Annotated in this window: 17 protein-coding genes; all 17 read right to left on the bottom strand. The window is 47.8% G+C overall.

The window, feature by feature from the left end; translation table 11 throughout:
- Window positions 1–7: 7 nt before the first annotated feature.
- The 17 genes from BLR06_RS01580 to BLR06_RS01500 all read right to left on the bottom strand — a co-directional run bounded on the left by BLR06_RS01580 (window position 8) and on the right by BLR06_RS01500 (window position 18,318).
- Window positions 8–1,720 carry a GspE/PulE family protein gene (locus tag BLR06_RS01580; RefSeq protein ID WP_092067615.1) on the bottom strand — a complete coding sequence of 571 codons (1,713 nt, stop codon included), beginning with the start codon at window positions 1,718–1,720 and terminating at the stop codon, window positions 8–10.
- A 211-nt stretch (window positions 1,721–1,931) separates the two neighbouring features.
- Window positions 1,932–2,780: a shikimate dehydrogenase gene (locus tag BLR06_RS01575; RefSeq protein ID WP_092067613.1), complete on the bottom strand. Its 849-nt coding sequence runs from the start codon at window positions 2,778–2,780 to the stop codon at window positions 1,932–1,934.
- 36 nt (window positions 2,781–2,816) lie between these two features.
- Window positions 2,817–3,320, bottom strand: coding sequence for a YqeG family HAD IIIA-type phosphatase (locus BLR06_RS01570; protein ID WP_092067611.1), 504 nt, complete (start codon window positions 3,318–3,320; stop codon window positions 2,817–2,819).
- 189 nt (window positions 3,321–3,509) lie between these two features.
- Window positions 3,510–3,716 carry a DNA-directed RNA polymerase subunit omega gene (gene rpoZ, locus BLR06_RS01565; protein ID WP_092067609.1) on the bottom strand — a complete coding sequence of 69 codons (207 nt, stop codon included), beginning with the start codon at window positions 3,714–3,716 and terminating at the stop codon, window positions 3,510–3,512.
- Window positions 3,717–4,384: 668 nt separating this feature from the next.
- Window positions 4,385–5,233, bottom strand: a complete 849-nt coding sequence (locus tag BLR06_RS20165; RefSeq protein WP_281242258.1) for a methyl-accepting chemotaxis protein — start codon at window positions 5,231–5,233, stop codon at window positions 4,385–4,387.
- A gap of 149 nt (window positions 5,234–5,382) precedes the next feature.
- Window positions 5,383–5,697 (bottom strand): hypothetical protein, encoded by a 315-nt coding sequence (locus BLR06_RS01555; RefSeq protein ID WP_092067606.1) that lies wholly within the window; start codon window positions 5,695–5,697, stop codon window positions 5,383–5,385.
- Between the two features lie 34 nt (window positions 5,698–5,731).
- Window positions 5,732–6,262, bottom strand: coding sequence for an N-acetylmuramoyl-L-alanine amidase family protein (locus BLR06_RS01550; RefSeq protein WP_092067604.1), 531 nt, complete (start codon window positions 6,260–6,262; stop codon window positions 5,732–5,734).
- A 272-nt stretch (window positions 6,263–6,534) separates the two neighbouring features.
- Window positions 6,535–6,927, bottom strand: coding sequence for a hypothetical protein (locus tag BLR06_RS01545; protein ID WP_092067602.1), 393 nt, complete (start codon window positions 6,925–6,927; stop codon window positions 6,535–6,537).
- A 167-nt stretch (window positions 6,928–7,094) separates the two neighbouring features.
- Window positions 7,095–7,382, bottom strand: a complete 288-nt coding sequence (locus BLR06_RS01540; RefSeq protein WP_092067600.1) for a hypothetical protein — start codon at window positions 7,380–7,382, stop codon at window positions 7,095–7,097.
- A 191-nt stretch (window positions 7,383–7,573) separates the two neighbouring features.
- The gene (locus BLR06_RS01535; protein ID WP_217636816.1) at window positions 7,574–8,614 is read right to left on the bottom strand and encodes an alpha/beta hydrolase; all 1,041 of its coding nucleotides are present in this window, start codon (window positions 8,612–8,614) and stop codon (window positions 7,574–7,576) included.
- 36 nt (window positions 8,615–8,650) lie between these two features.
- A complete protein-coding gene (locus tag BLR06_RS01530) occupies window positions 8,651–10,693 on the bottom strand; it encodes a methyl-accepting chemotaxis protein (protein ID WP_092067598.1) in 2,043 nt (680 codons plus the stop codon).
- Between the two features lie 594 nt (window positions 10,694–11,287).
- Entirely contained in the window at window positions 11,288–12,811 is a 1,524-nt protein-coding gene (locus tag BLR06_RS01525) for a YifB family Mg chelatase-like AAA ATPase (RefSeq protein WP_092067596.1), read from the bottom strand.
- Window positions 12,812–13,033: 222 nt separating this feature from the next.
- Window positions 13,034–13,459, bottom strand: a complete 426-nt coding sequence (locus tag BLR06_RS01520) for a MarR family winged helix-turn-helix transcriptional regulator (RefSeq protein WP_092067594.1) — start codon at window positions 13,457–13,459, stop codon at window positions 13,034–13,036.
- Between the two features lie 173 nt (window positions 13,460–13,632).
- Window positions 13,633–14,658, bottom strand: a complete 1,026-nt coding sequence (locus BLR06_RS01515; RefSeq protein ID WP_092067592.1) for an electron transfer flavoprotein subunit alpha/FixB family protein — start codon at window positions 14,656–14,658, stop codon at window positions 13,633–13,635.
- Window positions 14,659–14,676: 18 nt separating this feature from the next.
- Entirely contained in the window at window positions 14,677–15,462 is a 786-nt protein-coding gene (locus BLR06_RS01510) for an electron transfer flavoprotein subunit beta/FixA family protein (RefSeq protein ID WP_092067590.1), read from the bottom strand.
- 42 nt (window positions 15,463–15,504) lie between these two features.
- The gene (locus tag BLR06_RS01505) at window positions 15,505–16,644 is read right to left on the bottom strand and encodes an acyl-CoA dehydrogenase (protein WP_092067588.1); all 1,140 of its coding nucleotides are present in this window, start codon (window positions 16,642–16,644) and stop codon (window positions 15,505–15,507) included.
- A 213-nt stretch (window positions 16,645–16,857) separates the two neighbouring features.
- Window positions 16,858–18,318: a CoA-acylating methylmalonate-semialdehyde dehydrogenase gene (locus BLR06_RS01500; RefSeq protein ID WP_092067586.1), complete on the bottom strand. Its 1,461-nt coding sequence runs from the start codon at window positions 18,316–18,318 to the stop codon at window positions 16,858–16,860.
- Window positions 18,319–18,334: the final 16 nt, after the last annotated feature.

Raw genomic sequence — 18,334 nt, 5'->3', positions numbered from 1 at the left:
GGAAAAGTTACCGGAGCGGCTGGTCAACATTAAAAGGCCTTTGCCAAATCGTAGAGTAAGCCACGCGCATTACCTCTTCAAGCGTGGTCAGACCGGCCGAAACCTTGCTGATTGCGTCCTGCTTAATTGACGCCATGCCGCCGGCGCAGGCCGCTGCGGCCAGTTCATCACCGGAAGCATGTTGATTGATTAAGCTGCGGACAGCCGGTGTCACCGGCATCACTTCGTGTATTGCCATACGGCCCCGGTAACCGCTGCCGCCGCAAGCGGCGCAGCCGGCCCCTCTGAACAGGGCCGCCGGACCGGGGGACGCTTCGGCCATAAACAGCTGTTCCGGCGAACCGGGCAGCGGCGTATAACGCTGTTTGCAGTCGGGGCAAATAACCCGGACCAGGCGCTGCGCCACAACGCCCAGCACTGATGAAGCTGCCAGATAAGGTTCTATCCCCATATCCACTAAACGGGAGATGGCCCCGGCGGCATCATTGGTATGCAGGGTGCTTAAAACCAAATGGCCGGTTAAAGCCGCTCTGACGGCAATAGCGGCGGTTTGATTATCCCTGATTTCCCCGACCATGATAATATCGGGATCCTGCCGTAAAATGGAGCGCAGACCGCTGGCGAAAGTCAGCCCGGCTTTGGCATTTACCTGGACCTGATTAATCCCGGCCAGCCGGTATTCCACCGGATCTTCTACGGTAATAATATTTTTGTCGGTTGTGTTCAGAACGGTCAGCGTTGAATAAAGGGTGGTTGTTTTTCCCGAACCGGTCGGCCCGGTAATTAGAATTAGACCGTGGGATTGGCTGAATAAATTGCTGAAAGCGTCAATATTCGCTGCACTAAACCCAAGTTTGTCAATATCCAGAATAACTGCTGTTTTATCTAATATCCGCAGGACAACCTTTTCACCAAATATTGTCGGCAGGGTGGAAACCCGTAAATCAATTTCCCGGCCGGCTTCCTGGAATTTAATGCGACCGTCCTGCGGCAGCCGTTTTTCAGCAATATCCATGTCACTGATCAGTTTGAGCCGGGATACAATCGGCGGCTGGGTATGGGCCGGTAAAAGCGCCGTTTCGCGCAATACCCCGTCAATCCGGTAGCGAATGCGCAAAACCTGGTATTGCGGCTCAATATGAATATCACTGGCCCGTTCCTTGACGGCCTGACTGATTAAAGCGTTGATCACATGAACTACCGGGGCATCGCTGACTGCTTCAAGTTCAGTCATATCGGAACCACCCCGGCCATTGATTTTACCGGCAGCCTTTTCCACCGGTTCCTGTACACCGTAAATTTCATTAACAGCGGCAACGATTTCGCGTTCCAAAGCAATCACCGGCTCAATATCACAACCGGAAATCATCCGGACATCGTCAAGCGCATAAAAATTCGTCGGGTCAGTCATGGCCAATATCAGCTTTTTACCGGTCTTTCCAACCGCAATTACCTGATAACGTTCCGCCAGCGCCTGAGGAATAATGGCCGCGATCTCGCGACAGACGGCTAAGTCAGCCAGACGGACATGAGACACGCCCAATTGAAACGCCAAAGCTTCGACAATATCCTGTTCGGTAGCATAGTCTAATTTGATTAACACTTTACCCAGCGGTTCATTCAGTTTTCTCTGCACGGCCAGCGCTGTTTCCAACTGCTTCGCCGTCAACAAGCCGCCTTCGACCAGCAAGTCCCCTAACCGTTTCCTGGTTTTCAGCAAAAATTCACCACCCCGAAAAAACAAAAAAGCAACCGTCGCTAAACACGCTAGATGTCTATTGGCCGGTTGCACTACTTGCTCAGATCAGGCATAAAGTGCCCATTTTATCCTGAAAATCATCGCTTCCAGATATAATTTTATTATAGCATTCGCGCTTAATCAAAAACTTCCTGCTAAATTTAACCAGTTAATTGTTAAAAATTACAAAGTTTTACATTTCGTTCAAGCCGAGAGCGGCGTACATCGTTGCTGTCGGCGCCGGAATCCCGGACCAGAGAGTAAACGCCGCCGCGCCTTGTTCGACCAGCATTCCGGCGCCATTAAGCGTCATATGGCCCAGCCGCCCGGCTTGCTGTAAAAAACTGGTTTCAAGCGGTGTGTAGATCAAATCGTAGACCACAATATTGGCGGGTAAAATTGCCCAGTTCAACGGCGGTTCTTGCTCAATGTTCGGCGACATGCCCAGCGGCGTTGAGTTAATCAACACATCACAGGTGCTAAGTTTTGCATTGAATTCAGTTGAAGGCCATTGGTGGACGGCAATTTTGCTGTTGTCTGAAAACGCTTCAACAATGGCCTGGGCTTTGCTTATATTGCGAACACCAATGCTGATTTCACCAATTCCCTGTTGCATCAAGCCCCAAATGACGGCCCTGGCAGCTCCGCCTGCGCCTAAAATCACTGCTTTTTTACTGTGTAGAGCAACGCCTTTTTTCAACAGCGGCTGCACGAAACCGGCGGCATCGGTATTATAACCACGGCTTTTATTGTCCTGTATGACAATGGTATTAACAGCTCCGACCATTTTAGCGCTGGTATCAAGTTCGTCCAATAATGGCATAATGCTGATTTTATGAGGAATAGTGACATTTGCGCCGCGGTAGCCTAAAGCTTTAAGCCCTGCCACGGCTTGGGGCAGCGCAGCCGGCCTCACCGGCAGTGGAACATAAACACAATCCAGGCCGGCAGCCGCAAAAGCACTGTTTTGCATCACTGGTGACAGCGAGTGTCCTACCGGCCATCCCAGGATCCCAATACAAGTAGTTTTTCCGGTGATCATTTCATCATCAATCCTTTCGAGTGCAGCAGTCAGCCATCATTTTAATAATCCACGGGCTTTCAGCAGCCGTATCGTTAATTTTTCAATCTTCCGGGTAATTTTAGTGCCGATAAACTCATTGGCGCTCAGCGGAGCCACCCATACCGTAAATAAATCCAGGCGGTTGCCGCCAAGCACATCGGTAAATAACTGGTCGCCCACCACTGCAATTTCGGACGGCTTTAACTGCAAAACCGCAATTGCCTGACGAAAACCGGCTTTGGATGGTTTACAGGCGCGCGGCACGTATGGAACCCCCAGCATATCGGCAATATGTTTAACCCTCTGGGTCATATTATTAGACAACAGACAAATCCGATAGCGCTGCTGCAGCAGCTCCTTTATCCAATCAACGATTTCCGGCTGCATCCTGGGACTGTCCCAGGCAATGATCGTATTATCCAGGTCCAGAATAATGCCCTGAATCCCATTTTGCCGCAAAATGTTTAAATTAATTTCCTGCAGCGATTGAGCAATATAATCAGGCCGTAGTAAATTCATGAAGCAGTTCCTCCAATCTGTCCGCAGCCCGCAGTTAACAGCAAAATAATATATAGATTTAATTATCCCATTTTTGCCTGTTTTAAGCAAGGCGTCGACTGATTGAGCGCCAACCGTTTAAGCTAAAAGTTATTTTAACTGAGAAAATAAAAAGCCCTCGATTTCATCGAGAGCAAGGAGTTGTTCAGCTTATTTAATTCCTGTTTTATTTCGTTTAAACGTTATTTTCCTCTTAGCAATCTCCTCTAACGCAATGCTAACTGGCTTCGACGACTTACGGTCCACCAGCATTTCACTACCCTGAATGATTTCTCTGGCTCGTTTAGCTGCTAAAACAGCAAGGGTATATTTGCTATCAGCCTTATCTAACAAGTCCTCTAATGCCGGATAATTCATTGCCACTACCTCTTTTCAATTCCCTCTGTGTTAACAATTGCCTTCTGGATAATCCGATGCTTTATGTTAACAACTACTATTATACCATACTTTTCGCTTAATAGCTTGCTTTGCTGGAAATTATTTACTCATAATGGGCGAAAACTACTGCTGATAGTCCGCCAAGTCTAAAGCTATAGGCTGAATTGCGCGAGATTTTTCGTCCTGCAAGACGAAGGAGGCGCGTATATCGGACATATGTAAGGCGACGATAAAGAAAACACGGTTTGTACCGAGCGCAGCGAAGGCCGAAACCGTTGTTGCTACGGCCAACGAAGCTGGACGGGAAACATCGCGTCATAACACTGTCGATGGGGGCTGATAAGGCTATGGTTGCCGCATGATCTTTTTTGTACCCTTATTATACCCAAAATCGTTCTTAAATCTGCAACACAAAAAACCGTCCTCATTAGACGGTTAAGTCGGATTGTTTTTAGCGCCAAAATTACCGGCCTTTAAAGATGATTTGCAATTTAGCATGTATAACATAAACTCCAAAAGGGAAAACTATCCATGTGTACACTAAGTCATAAGCCAGAGTGACCGCAGGCAGCGGAGCTCTGGCTTTTCTTTTACCGGTCAGCGACAAAGCGTCCCGGTGGAGATGAACCTTTGGATTTGCATCATATTTATTTATAACGTGCTACATAGTCCTGCAGTATCTGGGCATTCCGCTGAAGGCCTTCTAATACTGAAGATATTTCTTCTGTAGTTGCCGCCTGCTCTTGCGCAATCGCTCCGGTTGCTTCAACAGCTTGATTAAGCTCGGTGGCAGCCTGACTGGTTTCTTTTAACGTGGTCTGAATTCTTTTTGTTGCATCCTGAGATTGATCCGCCAGTTTTCTAACTTCTTCCGCTACAACCGCGAATCCGCGCCCCTGCACTCCGGCCCTTGCCGCTTCAATGGCGGCATTCAAACCCAATAAATTGGTTTGTGATGCTATATTTTTGATAAAATCAATAATTTCGGCGGACTGCTTATTCTTCTGCGCTAATTCTTCCGCCAGACGAATCAGCCGTTGACCCGACTCAGCAAGCTCAGTGGCACTTTGGGCAATCTGATGCACATTTTCAGCCGCCTGATTTGTCGCTATAGCCAATTCTTCGACACTCTTTACTAACGCAAGGCTATGGTTTAAATCAATGCCGGAACTTAAGGTGCCAATGATTTCCCTGTTTACTCCGTAAATCGGCGTAAAAATCGTTTTTATCGTCCGTCCATAAACCTCTGGCGGGATATCGGCAAAAGTAGTCTTGCCGATGCGAAGACATTCTTCAATGGTGTCAATACCCTTGATTGGCTTGCCTTCGCCAAGATCCAGCTCAAATTCTTTCGCCCGATGGTAACCCCGGTATTCTTTTAAATCGGTAAGCCCAACGACCATATCTTCCCGGACAATCTGGTTCATATACGGAAGAACCAGCTTAAAGGCCTCTAAAATAGCCTCATTTGTTAAAGGTTTTTCTTTCGTTTGCACTATGTCCCCCCCTTTTTATTTAAATTCTATAGGTATATTTCGATGGACTTCAACAAATTCCTGTAGTTAAATCGATCTGAGCGAAAAATACGCCCCCGGCACAGCGGCTGTAATTTATGTACAGGCGGCATTCTACAGCCGCCTTAAATTTAGAAGATAAGACTGATAGCCGCTCCGGCCGCTGCAAGCCCGGACAGCCAGACTACCCATTTGGGCACTTGGTATTTATCCGCCGTCTTCTCAACCTTATCGTCTATTTTAGATCCTAAATCTGCAATCGTTTCTTTCACCAGTTCCCTGATTTCCTTCTTTAAGGTTTCGTCTATTCTGGCTTCCAGATCTGCAATGGTTTCTTTGATTAGCTCTTTGATCTCCTCTTTTAGCTTATCGTCTACTTTGAGCCCCAGCCCTGCAACTTCCTCTTTGACCAGTTCCTTAATTTCTTTTTTTAAATTTTCGTCCATATGATCCACCTCCTGGTCTATTCTATTCTGGTGATTAGCTCTGCGCTACATAATCAGTTACCCCCCTGGCGATAGCCCTGGCAAATTCGTCGCGCTTCGCAGTCTCGGCCAACAGCTGTTCATCCTCAGGATTTGATAGAAAAGCCGTTTCCACCAGCACCGCCGGACACTCTGTTTCCCGCAATACATGGAAATTGGCCGTTTTGATCCCCCGGTCAACCGTACCAAGATTATCAATGATTTGCTTTTGAATGCACCGGGCCAGTCTGGCCCCGCTGCTTCCCCATTGATAGCAATAAGTTTCCGTACCTTTGGCTTCGGTGCTGGCGGCTGCATTACAGTGAATTGATACAAAAAGTTCAGCGCCAAAAGCGTTAGAAGCGCTGGTAATTTGCGACAGATTATTTTCCTGCACTTCCAATACGGTATAGCCCACAGCCCTTAGATACCCGGCGACCGATTGCATTAACTCACGCGTAACAACAGCTTCCTGCAGTCCCGTCGTTATTCCAACTGCTCCTGAATCCAGCCCGGGATAGTGGCCTCCGTTGATTGTAACCTTCATCTAATATACCTCCTAATTTTGTCCCGCTTCTATAAGAGCGGCTAAGCCTGATAAGTAGACTAAATTAGTGAAACCCCCAGTTAAACATTACGTCTACTTTATGTTATGTTCCAGTAGTTGATTTTGTTTTAGCAGTTAAATAATACCGGTACTGCACTTGCGTTTTAACAAAATAAACCCTGGAGCCATACCCCTATCGGGATAGCTCCAGGGTTGCCTCAAACGAAGGCTTGTCCATATAGTATCAGCACAACAGTATGCTAAATACTATATTACCGCTCTTGTTTGATTTGTTCCAGATTCTGTTCACGGCGCTCATTTTCTTTTTGCAGGCGCTTTTGCCATTCAGCGTCCGATTCATTCGGTTTCCGCTGGATTGCTTTTTTGTACCGTTCATTTTCTAAATGTTCACGTTCTTTTTGGGCCTGTGTTTTATCTGAATCAGCCTGATTCTCCAGGTTGGACTGATCCTCCTCGTGATTTACTTGGTCACTTTGAAAGTTGACTTGACCGTTTTCCGCCTCCGGCCGACTATCTTCAATATATTGCTGCTGGGTTGCAGGACTGTCTTCTGCCGGCGAAGCTGCTAATGCTGTTCCCCCCAATCCAAACTGCATAATGCCTGCCATTGAGTAAATCGCTACTTTCTTTACTACACTTTTCACAGGAGCACTTCCTTTCGATTAATGTAATAAACTCATGTTGTTATCGTACATGGTAAGTTTTAGAATTTTTTTAGAAATTATTGGATATTTAGACAATTCATTTTTGCCGTTGGGATTATCCAAGGCGCAAAAAAATCCGGCAGCCAAAGCTGCCGGATAAATTCTGATTAGCGATTATATTGGGGTTCGGGCAATCGAACGTTTTTATCATGGTTTGCGGATTGCTGCTTTTTAGGCGGCAGTTTTTTCTGATCCTCTTTTTTGGGAACAGGCTTTTTACTTTTTTCGCCTTGAGGCGGAACTTTTTTATACTCTTTCCGAGGCTTATCATTGCGTTGCTCAATGCGCGGCGGTTCATCTACTTTCGGCGATGCTGCCGCAACGGTTGCTATTAAGCCAACTTGCATTAATCCCAATAGGGAACAGATCATTATTTTTTTCGCTATGCTTCTCATTAGTAAATACTCCTTTATATTTTGTAATAGGAACATATTCATATCATAAGACGATTATTTTAGAATTAGTTTAGATTTAATCTGTCCGAAAGACAGTCCCGGCGTAATGATACCTTCATCCATATTGTCCCCGGAATGCACAAAAACCCGCTTCCTAATAAAACGGGTTTTTGTGCATTTTGAGCTAAGTGCTATTTCATTAAATTTTGACTCTCCAGCCACTTCTGGATAATTTCTGCAATCTGGTCAGAATTCTTATCCATCATAAGCATATGAGAATTTCCTTTAATCCCTATTTTAGGCAGATCAATCCAAGTAACAGGCACTCCGTTTTCTATCAGGGCATCCCGATACCGGGCTACATTGGCGTAATACTTAGGCCAAGTAGGATATTTATCAACATTATCCCCCCATATATAAAGATGAGGTATGTTCTTTAGCAGCGCCAGATTTTCTTTGGCTGGATCAGGCGCGCCGGAAGGTTCAATCAATACCACTGCCTTGACCTTGTCCGGCGCGTTCAATGCGGCTCTTGCGCCAAAAGCACCGCTCTGACTGTGGACAACAATTACGGCAGGTCCGACTTTTTGTACCAGCTGGTCATAAGCCTCTTGTGTGGCCTGGTTGTTTGTAATCCATCTCGGAACTGCCGATTTCATAAACTGGTCAAATGACTCGGCCGGGAAAAGTACGCCAGGATGGGAAATCCGTTTGGACGGATCATCGTCATAGGTCGGCCCGATACGGAAAGACTCCCACGATTCTTTTTTGGTCCTAAAAATAGGTTCTGATTTATATATTTCCGGATATCGCGACCACGAGGAGCGGCCTCGTTCAACTGCATCGGACACATAGACATTGTGGCCGGCCTTTAAAAAGAACATTTGCCAGCCTGGATTACCGTCCGCCTTGGTTTCCCAGGTATTTCCCGTCAGCCCGCCGCCGTGCCAGAGTAAAACCGGATACTTTGCTTTGGCATTTTTCAATTGGACATACTGTACATACATCTGACCTGTTTCAAAACTGCCATTCGGATCTACTTTTCTGACCGGCCCCCCCTCAGTGAATACTGCATCATAAGCAGGCAATCCTTCTAAAACAATCTCATGCCCCCCCACATAAAAACTTCCGATATCTTTAATTTTTAAAGAATCGTCCGCTCCATAAGCAACAACTGAAAACATCATAACTGAAACGGCAACAAAAAACGTAACTAATTTTCTTAATTTCATAATATCCTCCCGGCATGTTATTTTCTCGTGGTACTACTATACTTTAAATTTGTCTACTGCCGACTGTAAGTCACTGGCCAAGTCAGCCAGGCTCTGACTGGAAGAAGCGATTTCTTCAAGCGCAGCCGATTGCTCTTCGGTAGCTGCCGATACTGTTTGCGATTCGGCTGCGGTTTTTTTGGTCACTTCGTCGATTTTTCTTACTGCCTCGACGATCTGGCGGCTTCCTTTGGCCATTTCTTCAATATCTGTCGATATTTCCTTAATTTGTTCGGAAACGTTTGTCACCAGAGCGGTAATTTCACGGAATGCCTGTCCGGAAGCATTCACCACTTCGGCTCCCAGCTTAACTTCTTTCGTCCCATTCCCCATAGACTCAACAGCGGTATCGGTTTCAATCTGAATTTCACTAATCAATGATGCAATCTGCTTTGCAGCTTCCTCGGACTGCTCAGCCAGCTTTCTCACTTCCTCTGCGACTACGGCAAAGCCCCTTCCCTGTTCTCCCGCACGGGCAGCCTCAATCGCCGCATTAAGAGCCAAAAGATTAGTCTGACTGGCAATTCCGGCAATCGTATCCACAATTTGGCCAATTTCCTTTGAACGTTCTCCCAGCTTTGCTACCACACCGGCAGAGGTAACCACCGTTTGCTCAATGCTGGTCATTTGGCAAACCGCTTGCTCAATGGATTGATTTCCCGCAGCGGCCTTGTCAGCAACCTGAACCGATTTACCCGCAACTTCATGAGCGTTAACCGCAACCTGCTGAATGCTTGAGGAAAGATGCCCAACCACCGTTGAAGTATCATTAACCGCCGCAAGCTGTTCATCCGCGCCTCTTGCCACGTCGGTAATCGATGCCGCAACTTGATTCGAAGCCTGTGCCGACTGTTGAGCGCTGGCAGTCAGTTCCTCACTTGAAGCCGCCACTTGTTCAGATTGCACTTTCACTTGCTGCACCAGTTGGCGAAGATTTTCATTCATGCTAAATATACTGTCATACAGCTGACCGAGCTCACTCTTGTCGGACACCTTTTTCTCCAGCCGGTTCAGTGTGCCTGCCGCTATATTCTTGGCAATCTGGTTAATATCCATAATCGGCCGGGCAAAGGTTCCGCTGATCCAAAAAGTAATCGCCAGGGCGCAAAGCAGTGAAATCACCGACAAGGTCAAACTAATCCTGAATAAATTATTCACTTCCCTTGCTGCTTCCTCTTTGCTTGTAGTTAACATCAGTATCCATTGCTGACCACCGGCAAGAGGAACAGTATATAGGGAGGTGACACTATCAATGCCGGCAGTTGATTTAAACTCGGCATATTGCTGAACGCCGCTTGCGATAATATCTTGTACCGCTTTCGTTAAAACCGGGCTCAGCGTACCTTTATCCCCTAGTTTTTCCTGCAGCTCCGGCGCAAGTACGCCGGTGCTCAAATTCATATTCCCGACAACCTCCGGATGGTTGGGATTGGCTATATACATTCCCTGTCCATCCAGTAAAGCGCCAAATCCGGTATTTTTATACTTGATGTTTTGGATGATTTCCGACACTTTATCCAAAGTTAAGCCACCCATCATAAATCCGGCGATTTGCCCATTGCGCATGATAGGTACAATTAAGGCAACAGACTGCTTCTTTCCTGTTTTGGACACGTAAACTTCGGAAACATAGGGTTTTTGCGTTTGCATTACTTTTTTAAAATATTCCCGCTCGCTGACATTGGCAACTCCGCCTTGGTGGTTGACGGCGCTGCCGTCACTTTCAACATAAGCAATGTTATCAAATATGCCTGTACGGCTCTGTTCATCCCGCAGGTAAGGGACAATTTGCTTAATATCTCCCCCCTGTACCTGAGGACTGACAGCTATATTTTCAACGTGAACAAAAGCAATGTCGATAATATTATTCAGCTCGTTGACCGCGCCATCCGCCACGGCCTGTTCGGTTTCAGCAAGACTGGCGCGAAGATACTTATCGGCAAAATAATAACTGTTGCCGGCAACAAGCAGCAGCGTGACAATCATCAATAGGCCGATTGTTCCCATAAAACGAAAACGAATACTATGAAAATTAATCATTTAAGTCCTCCCATGCCCCAACATGTTTTTAATTATAAACCGTCTTATCCTCCTCTCGTACGACGACATGTTTATAATAAAAAGAAACAGACTTTGGGCATAGCCAGCAAAATCCGTTGCTCATAACAGTTTGCACCCCTGCAATTACAGATATACAGGCCTTTAAATCCATAATTTTGCGTCCCAGCCTCAATAGATTTGTCAACATAAATTGGATCCATTACCCAGGTCATGATAACATTCGTTATCGTTACGGTATCCGGCCATGGTTCCGCTCAAGCCAAACTGGCTATACGATGCAGCATGAAAGCAGCAATGAAATCGCTGCCATCCCCCAACAGCAAAATTCGTCATATTATGGCATCTTTTTACATAATCAACTTAATTCCATAATACTTGATCAATTCCCTTGCGCCTTTTTTCCCGGTTATTTGGGACCATTGTCCTATCGGAAAAATCGCTAGTGAATACTCCGTCGTAACAACGGCAAAACATTTCCACGGCTTTAGGCGCGCAAAAATCCCGGCTGCAAACTTGCAGCCGGGATTCTATCTGCGTTTTTACCGGACTTTGCTGCGGCGAACAGACGCTGCTTCACCGCCCCGGTCTGGCATTGCTGCGCAGCTGAATGGCTTCAGCTATATGCATTTCTGCAATCTCCCCGGACTGATCCAAATCGGCGATCGTACGTCCTACTTTTACAATCCGGTCATAACTCCGGGCGCTGAGACTCATTTTGGCAAATGCTTGCTTTAATAATGTTTGTGCGCCGGACGTTAGCCTGCAGGTTGCTTTTACCTGTTTATGACCCATCCGGGCATTGCAGAAAATGCCATAGGGTAACAGCCGGGTGCGCTGCAGCCGGCGGGCGGTCTCAACCCGCCGGCGGATTGCCGCAGAGCTTTCGGCCGGCTTATTCCCGGTTAAGTCGCTGTATTCCAGACGCGGTACCTGGATGTGAATATCAATGCGGTCCAACAGCGGGCCTGATATTCTTTTCAGGTACCGCCTGACCTCATTCTCGCTGCACACACACTTGGTGGCGTTGTCATTAAAAAATCCGCACGGACACGGATTCATCGCCGTGAGCAACATCATCTTAGCAGGATAGGACAGAGAAGCATTGGCGCGCGATATTGTGACTTGTCCGTCCTCCAGCGGCTGTCGCAGCACTTCCAGTGTGGCCTTGGAAAACTCCGGCAGTTCATCCAGAAACAATACGCCGTTATGAGCTAACGTAATCTCTCCCGGCCTGGGAATCCGTCCGCCGCCGACCATACCGGCGTCTGAAATGGTATGATGCGGGCTGCGAAATGGCCTGGTGGTTACCAGCCCGTTACTCTCAGTCAGCAGGCCGGCGACGCTATAGATCTTGGTAGTTTCCAGCGCCTCCTGATTTGACATTGTGGGCAAAATGGAATTGACTCTTCTGGCCAGCATTGTTTTTCCCGATCCGGGCGGGCCGATCATCAGCACATTATGTCCGCCTGCAGCCGCAATCTCCAAAGCCCGTTTAGCCCACAACTGACCCTGAACATCAGAAAAATCTTCGCCGGCAGTTGCCGGAGGCTGGCTTGGAGCAGCTTTCTCCATCGGTTGCAGGCTATGGTCTCCCCTGAGAAACCGTACTACCTCAGCCAGGGTCGCCGGCGCATACACAATTGTGCCGTCAACCAATAGCGCCTCATTGCTGTTGTCAGGCGCTACAATAATCGCCCTGACTCCCTGACGCAAAGCATTGATCGCCATAGGCAGCAGGCCGGTGATGCCGCGCAGCCTGCCTTCCAGCGACAGTTCGCTGACCAGCAGATAGTTTTGGGCAATCTCCGGCCGGATCTGGCCGCCGGCGGTCAATATGCCAATGGCGATCGGCAGGTCAAGTCCGGAACCGTCCTTTTTAATATCCGCAGGGGCAAGATTTATTGTAATCCGCCGCCCCGGAAACTCGAAGCCGGCATTCTTGATTGCCGCCCGTACCCGCTCTCTTGATTCACGAACGGCAGTATCAGGCAGTCCGACGATATCAAAGGCCGGTATTCCATTGGTAATATCGACCTCGACATTGATAAGCACTCCATTCAGACCGGCTGTTGTTGAGCCATAGGTTTGCGCAAACACATTTAACCTCCCAGTAAGCAAGTCGCTTTGCCAAGTCAGGTATTTCTATTGTACACGTTTCGCCGGGAGGAAAAATATTCCTCTAACCAAAACCGAATAATATTCAGCTCCACCAAAATATTCCGAAATAAACAAACTCCTTTTAACCAGGGCAGTATGTTATACTGCCCTGGTTAAAAGGAGTGATGAATGAAACCAGCTGATTTCCGGAGCTTACGTCAACTAAAAATTGGTGAAAATACGGCCCAGAATACTGCGCAGTGCTGTAATTTCACTTTCACTGCAATTTTCGAGCATCTTATTTTCAATTTGCTGCATTACCTGTTTGGTCCGTTGCTCGATCCGTCTGGCTTTATCCGTCAGACAAATTTGATACGAGCGGCGGTCATGGGGCACATCCACCCGTTTTACCAGTTCCAACCGCTCCAAACGGTCAATCAATCCGGTAAGCGTTGAATTATCCAGAAAAACCTTTTTACTCAGCTCCGATATTGAGATATTATCTTTTTTATAGAGTGCATACAATACCACTAACTGTCCCGGCGATATTTCCAGTTTTGCCTCATCCAGAGCCTTTTTGGTATATAAAAAATGCTTTTGCTCTGCTTTTGCCAACAAAATACACAGACTATCAAAAATTTCCAGCAATGTTGTTTCACCTCAAAATATATTGTTTCCTTGCCAATAATATTTATACAAATGTAATTTTACACTATTATGCCTTATTGTCAATGAATTTGCTAAAATAAGAAATATAAACGCCGCTTGGGCTAAGCATATCACTTAGCCCAAGCAGCGTTTGCGTTTAAATTACCGATCCGCTAACAAGCTTTTGGTTTAATTTTCCTGAATTCCTCGCTCAACAAAGGCAGTACCTCTAAAACATCGCCGACAATTCCATAATCAGCTCTTTTAAAAATTGGCGCATCGGCGTCTTTATTAATTGCAATGATGACATCTGATGATGACATTCCGGCCAGGTGCTGGATTGCGCCGGAAATACCGCAGGCAAAATATATCTTGGGACCTACTGTTTTTCCGGTCTGCCCGACCTGGTGCATCGGCGGTTTCCAGCCGGCGTCCACTGCAGCCCGTGAAGCGCCTACCGCTCCGCCCAGAACATTAGCCAACTCCTCGATAAGTACAAAATTCTCCGGCTTGCACATACCCCGGCCGCCTGACACAATGATCTCGGCTTCTTCCAGGTTGCAGGAAGCGGTGCAGACTTTTACTATATTAATAAGTTTTGTGCGGATATCTTCCGCTTGAACCGTACTGGGCACATGAATAATTTCCCCTGTCCGGGAATAATCCGGAACAGGCCGTTTAAACACCGATGGCCGTACAGTACCCATTTGCGGCCTGTGCTCACGGCATAAAATGGTTGCCATCAGATTACCGCCAAAGGCTGGCCGGGTCCAGGCCACCAGTCCGGTCGGTTCATCGATGCCCAGCCCGGTGCAGTCGGCAGTCAGTCCCGTTCCAATGCGGCAGGCGATTCGGGGACCGAGATCCCGCCCGTCATTCGTGGCGCCGATTAATATAACCGATGGTTGATATTGCTTGATTAAGTCCGTAAAAACCGCAGTATAGCCGTCGGTGCTATAGTGTGCCAGTTCCGGTGCTTCAACAAGGTAGACCTGATCCGCTCCGGCGGCAAAAACTTCTTTGGCCAGACCGGCAACTTTTTCGCCAATGATCACTCCCGCCAGCTTCTGCCCCATGGCATCGGCCAGTTTGCGGCCTTCGCCCAAAAGTTCAAGACCAACATTTCGCGGTCCTTCTTCGCCCACCTCAATATATACCCAGACATTCCGGTATTGACTTTGATCTATCGCCGCTGCCATAAGTTTAGTCCTCCTTTATCATACAATTTTCGCCTCAGACAATTTTTGTATTAGTTCAGCGACAGCTTCGCGCGCCGTATCTTTCTGAATAACGACACCGTTCTGGCGTAGCGGCGGAGTAAAGGTCTTACGAACCTGGGTTGGCGAGCCCTTAAAGCCAAGCTTATTGCTATCCACTTCCAAATCAGCAGCCGTCCATACGGGGATTTCCGCCCGGTTAGCCTTCATCGTACCTCTGACGGTTGGAAACCTCGGTTCATTAATTGATTTTACTACCGATAACAAAACAGGCAATTCAGCCTCAATGATATCGTAACCGTCTTCATGCTCGCGCTCAACCCGGACAGTGGTTCCTTCAACTTCAACTTTGGACACATAGGTTAGCTGGGCAATGCCTAAATGTTCGGCCATCTCCGGGCCGACCTGGGCAGTATCACCGTCAATTGCCTGCTTGCCGCAAATGATCATATCGTAATTGCCCAGCTTACGCATAACTGCAGCCAAGGCATAGCTGGTCGCCAGGGTATCTGATCCGCCAAACGCGCGGTCACTAATGAGAATGGCCGTATCGGCGCCCAGGGCCAGGCACTCCTTCAAGGCCTCTTTGGCCTGCGGCGGCCCCATTGAGACAACAGTAACTTTGCCGCCATGTTTTTCCCGGAGCTGCAAAGCAGCCTCAAGCGCATTTTTATCAAATGGATTGACAATGCTTGGCACCCCCTGACGGATCAGGGCATTCGTAACAGGATCAATTTTTATTTCAGTAGTATCAGGCACTTGTTTGACACAAACAACAATTTCCATTCCGCATCCTCCTTGTGTAGCTGTGCTGTCAACCACAGAGTATTACCGCAGCACCGCGCCGGAAATAACCATTTGCTGCACTTGGTTGGTACCTTCATAAATCTGGGTAATTTTAGCGTCGCGCATCAGGCGTTCTACCGGATACTCCCGGCTGAAGCCGTAGCCGCCGAAAATCTGGACGGCATTGGTAGTGACCTCCATTGCCGCATCGGAGGCAAATTTTTTGGCCATGGCCGCTTCTTTGGAATACGGAAGGTCGTGAGATTTATGATAAGCTGCCCGATAAACCAGGAAACGCGCTGCTTCCACTTTGGTGGCCATGTCGGCGATCATAAACGCGATAGCCTGATTATTGGCGATTGGCTTGCCGAATTGCACCCGCTCTTTGGCATATTTAATGGCATTCTCCAGCGCACTCTGCGCAATTCCCAGCGCCTGGGCGGCAACACCGATACGGCCGCCATCCAGACTGGACATGGCAATTTTGAAACCGGCGCCCTCTTTACCAAGTAAATTGGCAGCGGGAACTCGGCAGTTTTCAAAAATCAGTTCGCGCTGTACCGAAGCTCTGATACCCATTTTTACTTCTTTTTTACCAAAGCTAAAGCCTGGCGTTCCCTTTTCCACAATAAATGCGCTAAGCCCTTTCAGACCTGCTGCTTTATCGGTAGCGGCAAATACTACTTCAATTTCAGCTTCACCGCCATTGGTGTTGAACACCTTGGTTCCATTAATTATATAACTATCGCCGTCCTTAACAGCCACAGTTGAACCGGCGGACGCATCGGTGCCGGCATTTGGTTCAGTTAAGCCAAAACCGCCCAGCTTGGTACCTTCGGCCAGCGGACGCAGGTATTTTTGTTTCTGTTCTTCATTGCCATACTTAAAAATAGGCCAGGCGCAAAGCGATACATGCACCGACAAACCAATACCGGTAGACGCGCAGGCGCGGGAAATTTCTTCCACCGCAATTGCATAGCTAAGAAAATCGCTGCCTGCACCGCCGTATTGTTCAGGATAAGGTAAGCCGACAATTCCCAGCTGACCCATTTCGTCAAAAATCTCTCTAACAAATAACTCTTTCTCATCACGTTCGGCGGCAGTGGGAGCCAATGCTTTTTCGGCATATTCCCGTACCATTTTCCGGATATCTTCCTGTTCAGGCGTCAATACAAAATTCATGCTTATACCCCCTAAATTTTATTAAATACATACGGCGGTTGCATATACCACCGCAGCACACCATATAATCCAGCAGTTTTGCGGTCATATATTTTGAATGTTGAAATATTGCATGCAAAATATATGGCTGCAATTAAACTGCAATCAAACCTTTTACTGCCCTAAGCAGCAGCCGGCGAGCCGCTGCCCGCAAGCTGCCGTCACTGGCCGCATTTATTTATATAAAGCGGTCACCATTTTTTTACGGGTATAGAATTCAACGCCGTCACGCCCATTGCAATGCAGATCGCCATAAAAGGACTTTTTATAGCCGGAAAACGGAAAGAATGCCATCGGGGCAGGAACTGCCAGATTAACACCTAACATTCCGGCGTCGATTTCCTCCCGGAACCTGCGTACCGCTGTGGTGTTGCTGGTGAACAGGCAGGCGCCGTTAGCGAAATCGGATTGATTGGCGAAAGCAATGGCTTCGTCCAAATCTTTCACCCGCACCACTGATAACACCGGGGCAAAGATTTCTTCCTTCCAGATCCGCATACCGGTGGTGACATTGTCAAAAATAGTTGGTCCCAGGAAATAACCTTCCTGATTGGCGCAGGAATCGCAACGGCCATCCCGGACAAGCGCTGCGCCCTCTTGTACACCGCTTTCGATGTATTCCAGAGTGCGGTCTTTATGAGACTGCCGGATGACCGGTCCCAGAAAAACACCCTTTTCCAGGCCGTCGCCAATTTTCAAATTACCGGCTGCAGCATTAAGCTTGTTCACCAGTTCATCGGCAATATCGCCCACGGCGACAACCACGGAGCAGGCCATGCAGCGTTCACCGGCTGAGCCGAAGGCTGCATTCATAATATTGTTTACCGTAAAATTAAGATCGGCGTCAGGCATAACGATCGTATGGTTTTTTGCGCCGGCCAAAGCCTGTACCCTCTTACCGTTAGCGGCTGCAGTTTTATAGATATATTCAGCCACAGGCTGTGAGCCAACAAAAGATATGGCCTTAACATCAGGATTCTCCAGCAAGCCATTGACCACATCATGCGCGCCATGAACCACATTAAACACACCATCCGGCAGACCGGCTTCTTTCGCCAGTTCAGCCAGCCTGTTTGCCAGCGAAGGCGTTCTTTCCGACGGTTTTAAAATAAAGGTATTGCCGCAGGCGATCGCAAGCGGGAACATCCAGCAAGGGCACATCATTGGGAAATTAAAGGGTGTTATCCCGCCGACAACGCCAATCGGATACCGGTACATGCCTGATTCAACGTTCGTAGCGATATCCGGCAGCTGCATTCCGGCCATTAATGTTGGAACACCGCAGGCAAATTCCACGCATTCAATACCCCGCAGCACCTCCCCGTAGGCTTCATCATAATTCTTACCGTTTTCCTGGGTGATCAGGCGCGCCAGTTCATCCCAATGTTCGATCAAAAGCTGCTGGTAACGGAATAAAATCCGGGCGCGGCGCGGTACAGCAACCTTTTTCCATGCTTGAAAAGCTTTGTGGGCAATCGTCACCGCATTATCCAAATCTTGGCGGTTGGATATAGGAACGTTTGCCAAAGGCTTGCCTGTAGCCGGATTGGGAACCACTTCAGTTTTGCCGGAAGTGGCTGCCAGCCACTGGCCGCCTACAAAATTCTTAATTGTTTTTACCGTTTTCTCGCTCATAAACATTCCTCCGTAG

The sequence above is a fragment of the Dendrosporobacter quercicolus genome, from assembly GCF_900104455.1.
Lineage (GTDB): Bacteria > Bacillota > Negativicutes > DSM-1736 > Dendrosporobacteraceae > Dendrosporobacter > Dendrosporobacter quercicolus.
This window is presented reverse-complemented; position numbering and strand designations above follow the sequence as displayed.

Excerpts from the sequence above, each read along its gene's own strand:
- BLR06_RS01575 (WP_092067613.1), bottom strand. The coding sequence starts at position 2,780 with ATGATCACCGGAAAAACTACTTGTATTGGGATCCTGGGATGGCCGGTA.
- BLR06_RS01570 (WP_092067611.1), bottom strand. The coding sequence starts at position 3,320 with ATGAATTTACTACGGCCTGATTATATTGCTCAATCGCTGCAGGAAATT.
- rpoZ (WP_092067609.1), bottom strand. The coding sequence starts at position 3,716 with ATGAATTATCCGGCATTAGAGGACTTGTTAGATAAGGCTGATAGCAAA.
- BLR06_RS01555 (WP_092067606.1), bottom strand. The coding sequence starts at position 5,697 with ATGGACGAAAATTTAAAAAAAGAAATTAAGGAACTGGTCAAAGAGGAA.
- BLR06_RS01550 (WP_092067604.1), bottom strand. The coding sequence starts at position 6,262 with ATGAAGGTTACAATCAACGGAGGCCACTATCCCGGGCTGGATTCAGGA.
- BLR06_RS01540 (WP_092067600.1), bottom strand. The coding sequence starts at position 7,382 with ATGAGAAGCATAGCGAAAAAAATAATGATCTGTTCCCTATTGGGATTA.
- BLR06_RS01535 (WP_217636816.1), bottom strand. The coding sequence starts at position 8,614 with ATGAAATTAAGAAAATTAGTTACGTTTTTTGTTGCCGTTTCAGTTATG.
- BLR06_RS01530 (WP_092067598.1), bottom strand. The coding sequence starts at position 10,693 with ATGATTAATTTTCATAGTATTCGTTTTCGTTTTATGGGAACAATCGGC.
- BLR06_RS01515 (WP_092067592.1), bottom strand. The coding sequence starts at position 14,658 with ATGGCAGCGGCGATAGATCAAAGTCAATACCGGAATGTCTGGGTATAT.
- BLR06_RS01510 (WP_092067590.1), bottom strand. The coding sequence starts at position 15,462 with ATGGAAATTGTTGTTTGTGTCAAACAAGTGCCTGATACTACTGAAATA.
- BLR06_RS01505 (WP_092067588.1), bottom strand. The coding sequence starts at position 16,644 with ATGAATTTTGTATTGACGCCTGAACAGGAAGATATCCGGAAAATGGTA.
- BLR06_RS01500 (WP_092067586.1), bottom strand. The coding sequence starts at position 18,318 with ATGAGCGAGAAAACGGTAAAAACAATTAAGAATTTTGTAGGCGGCCAG.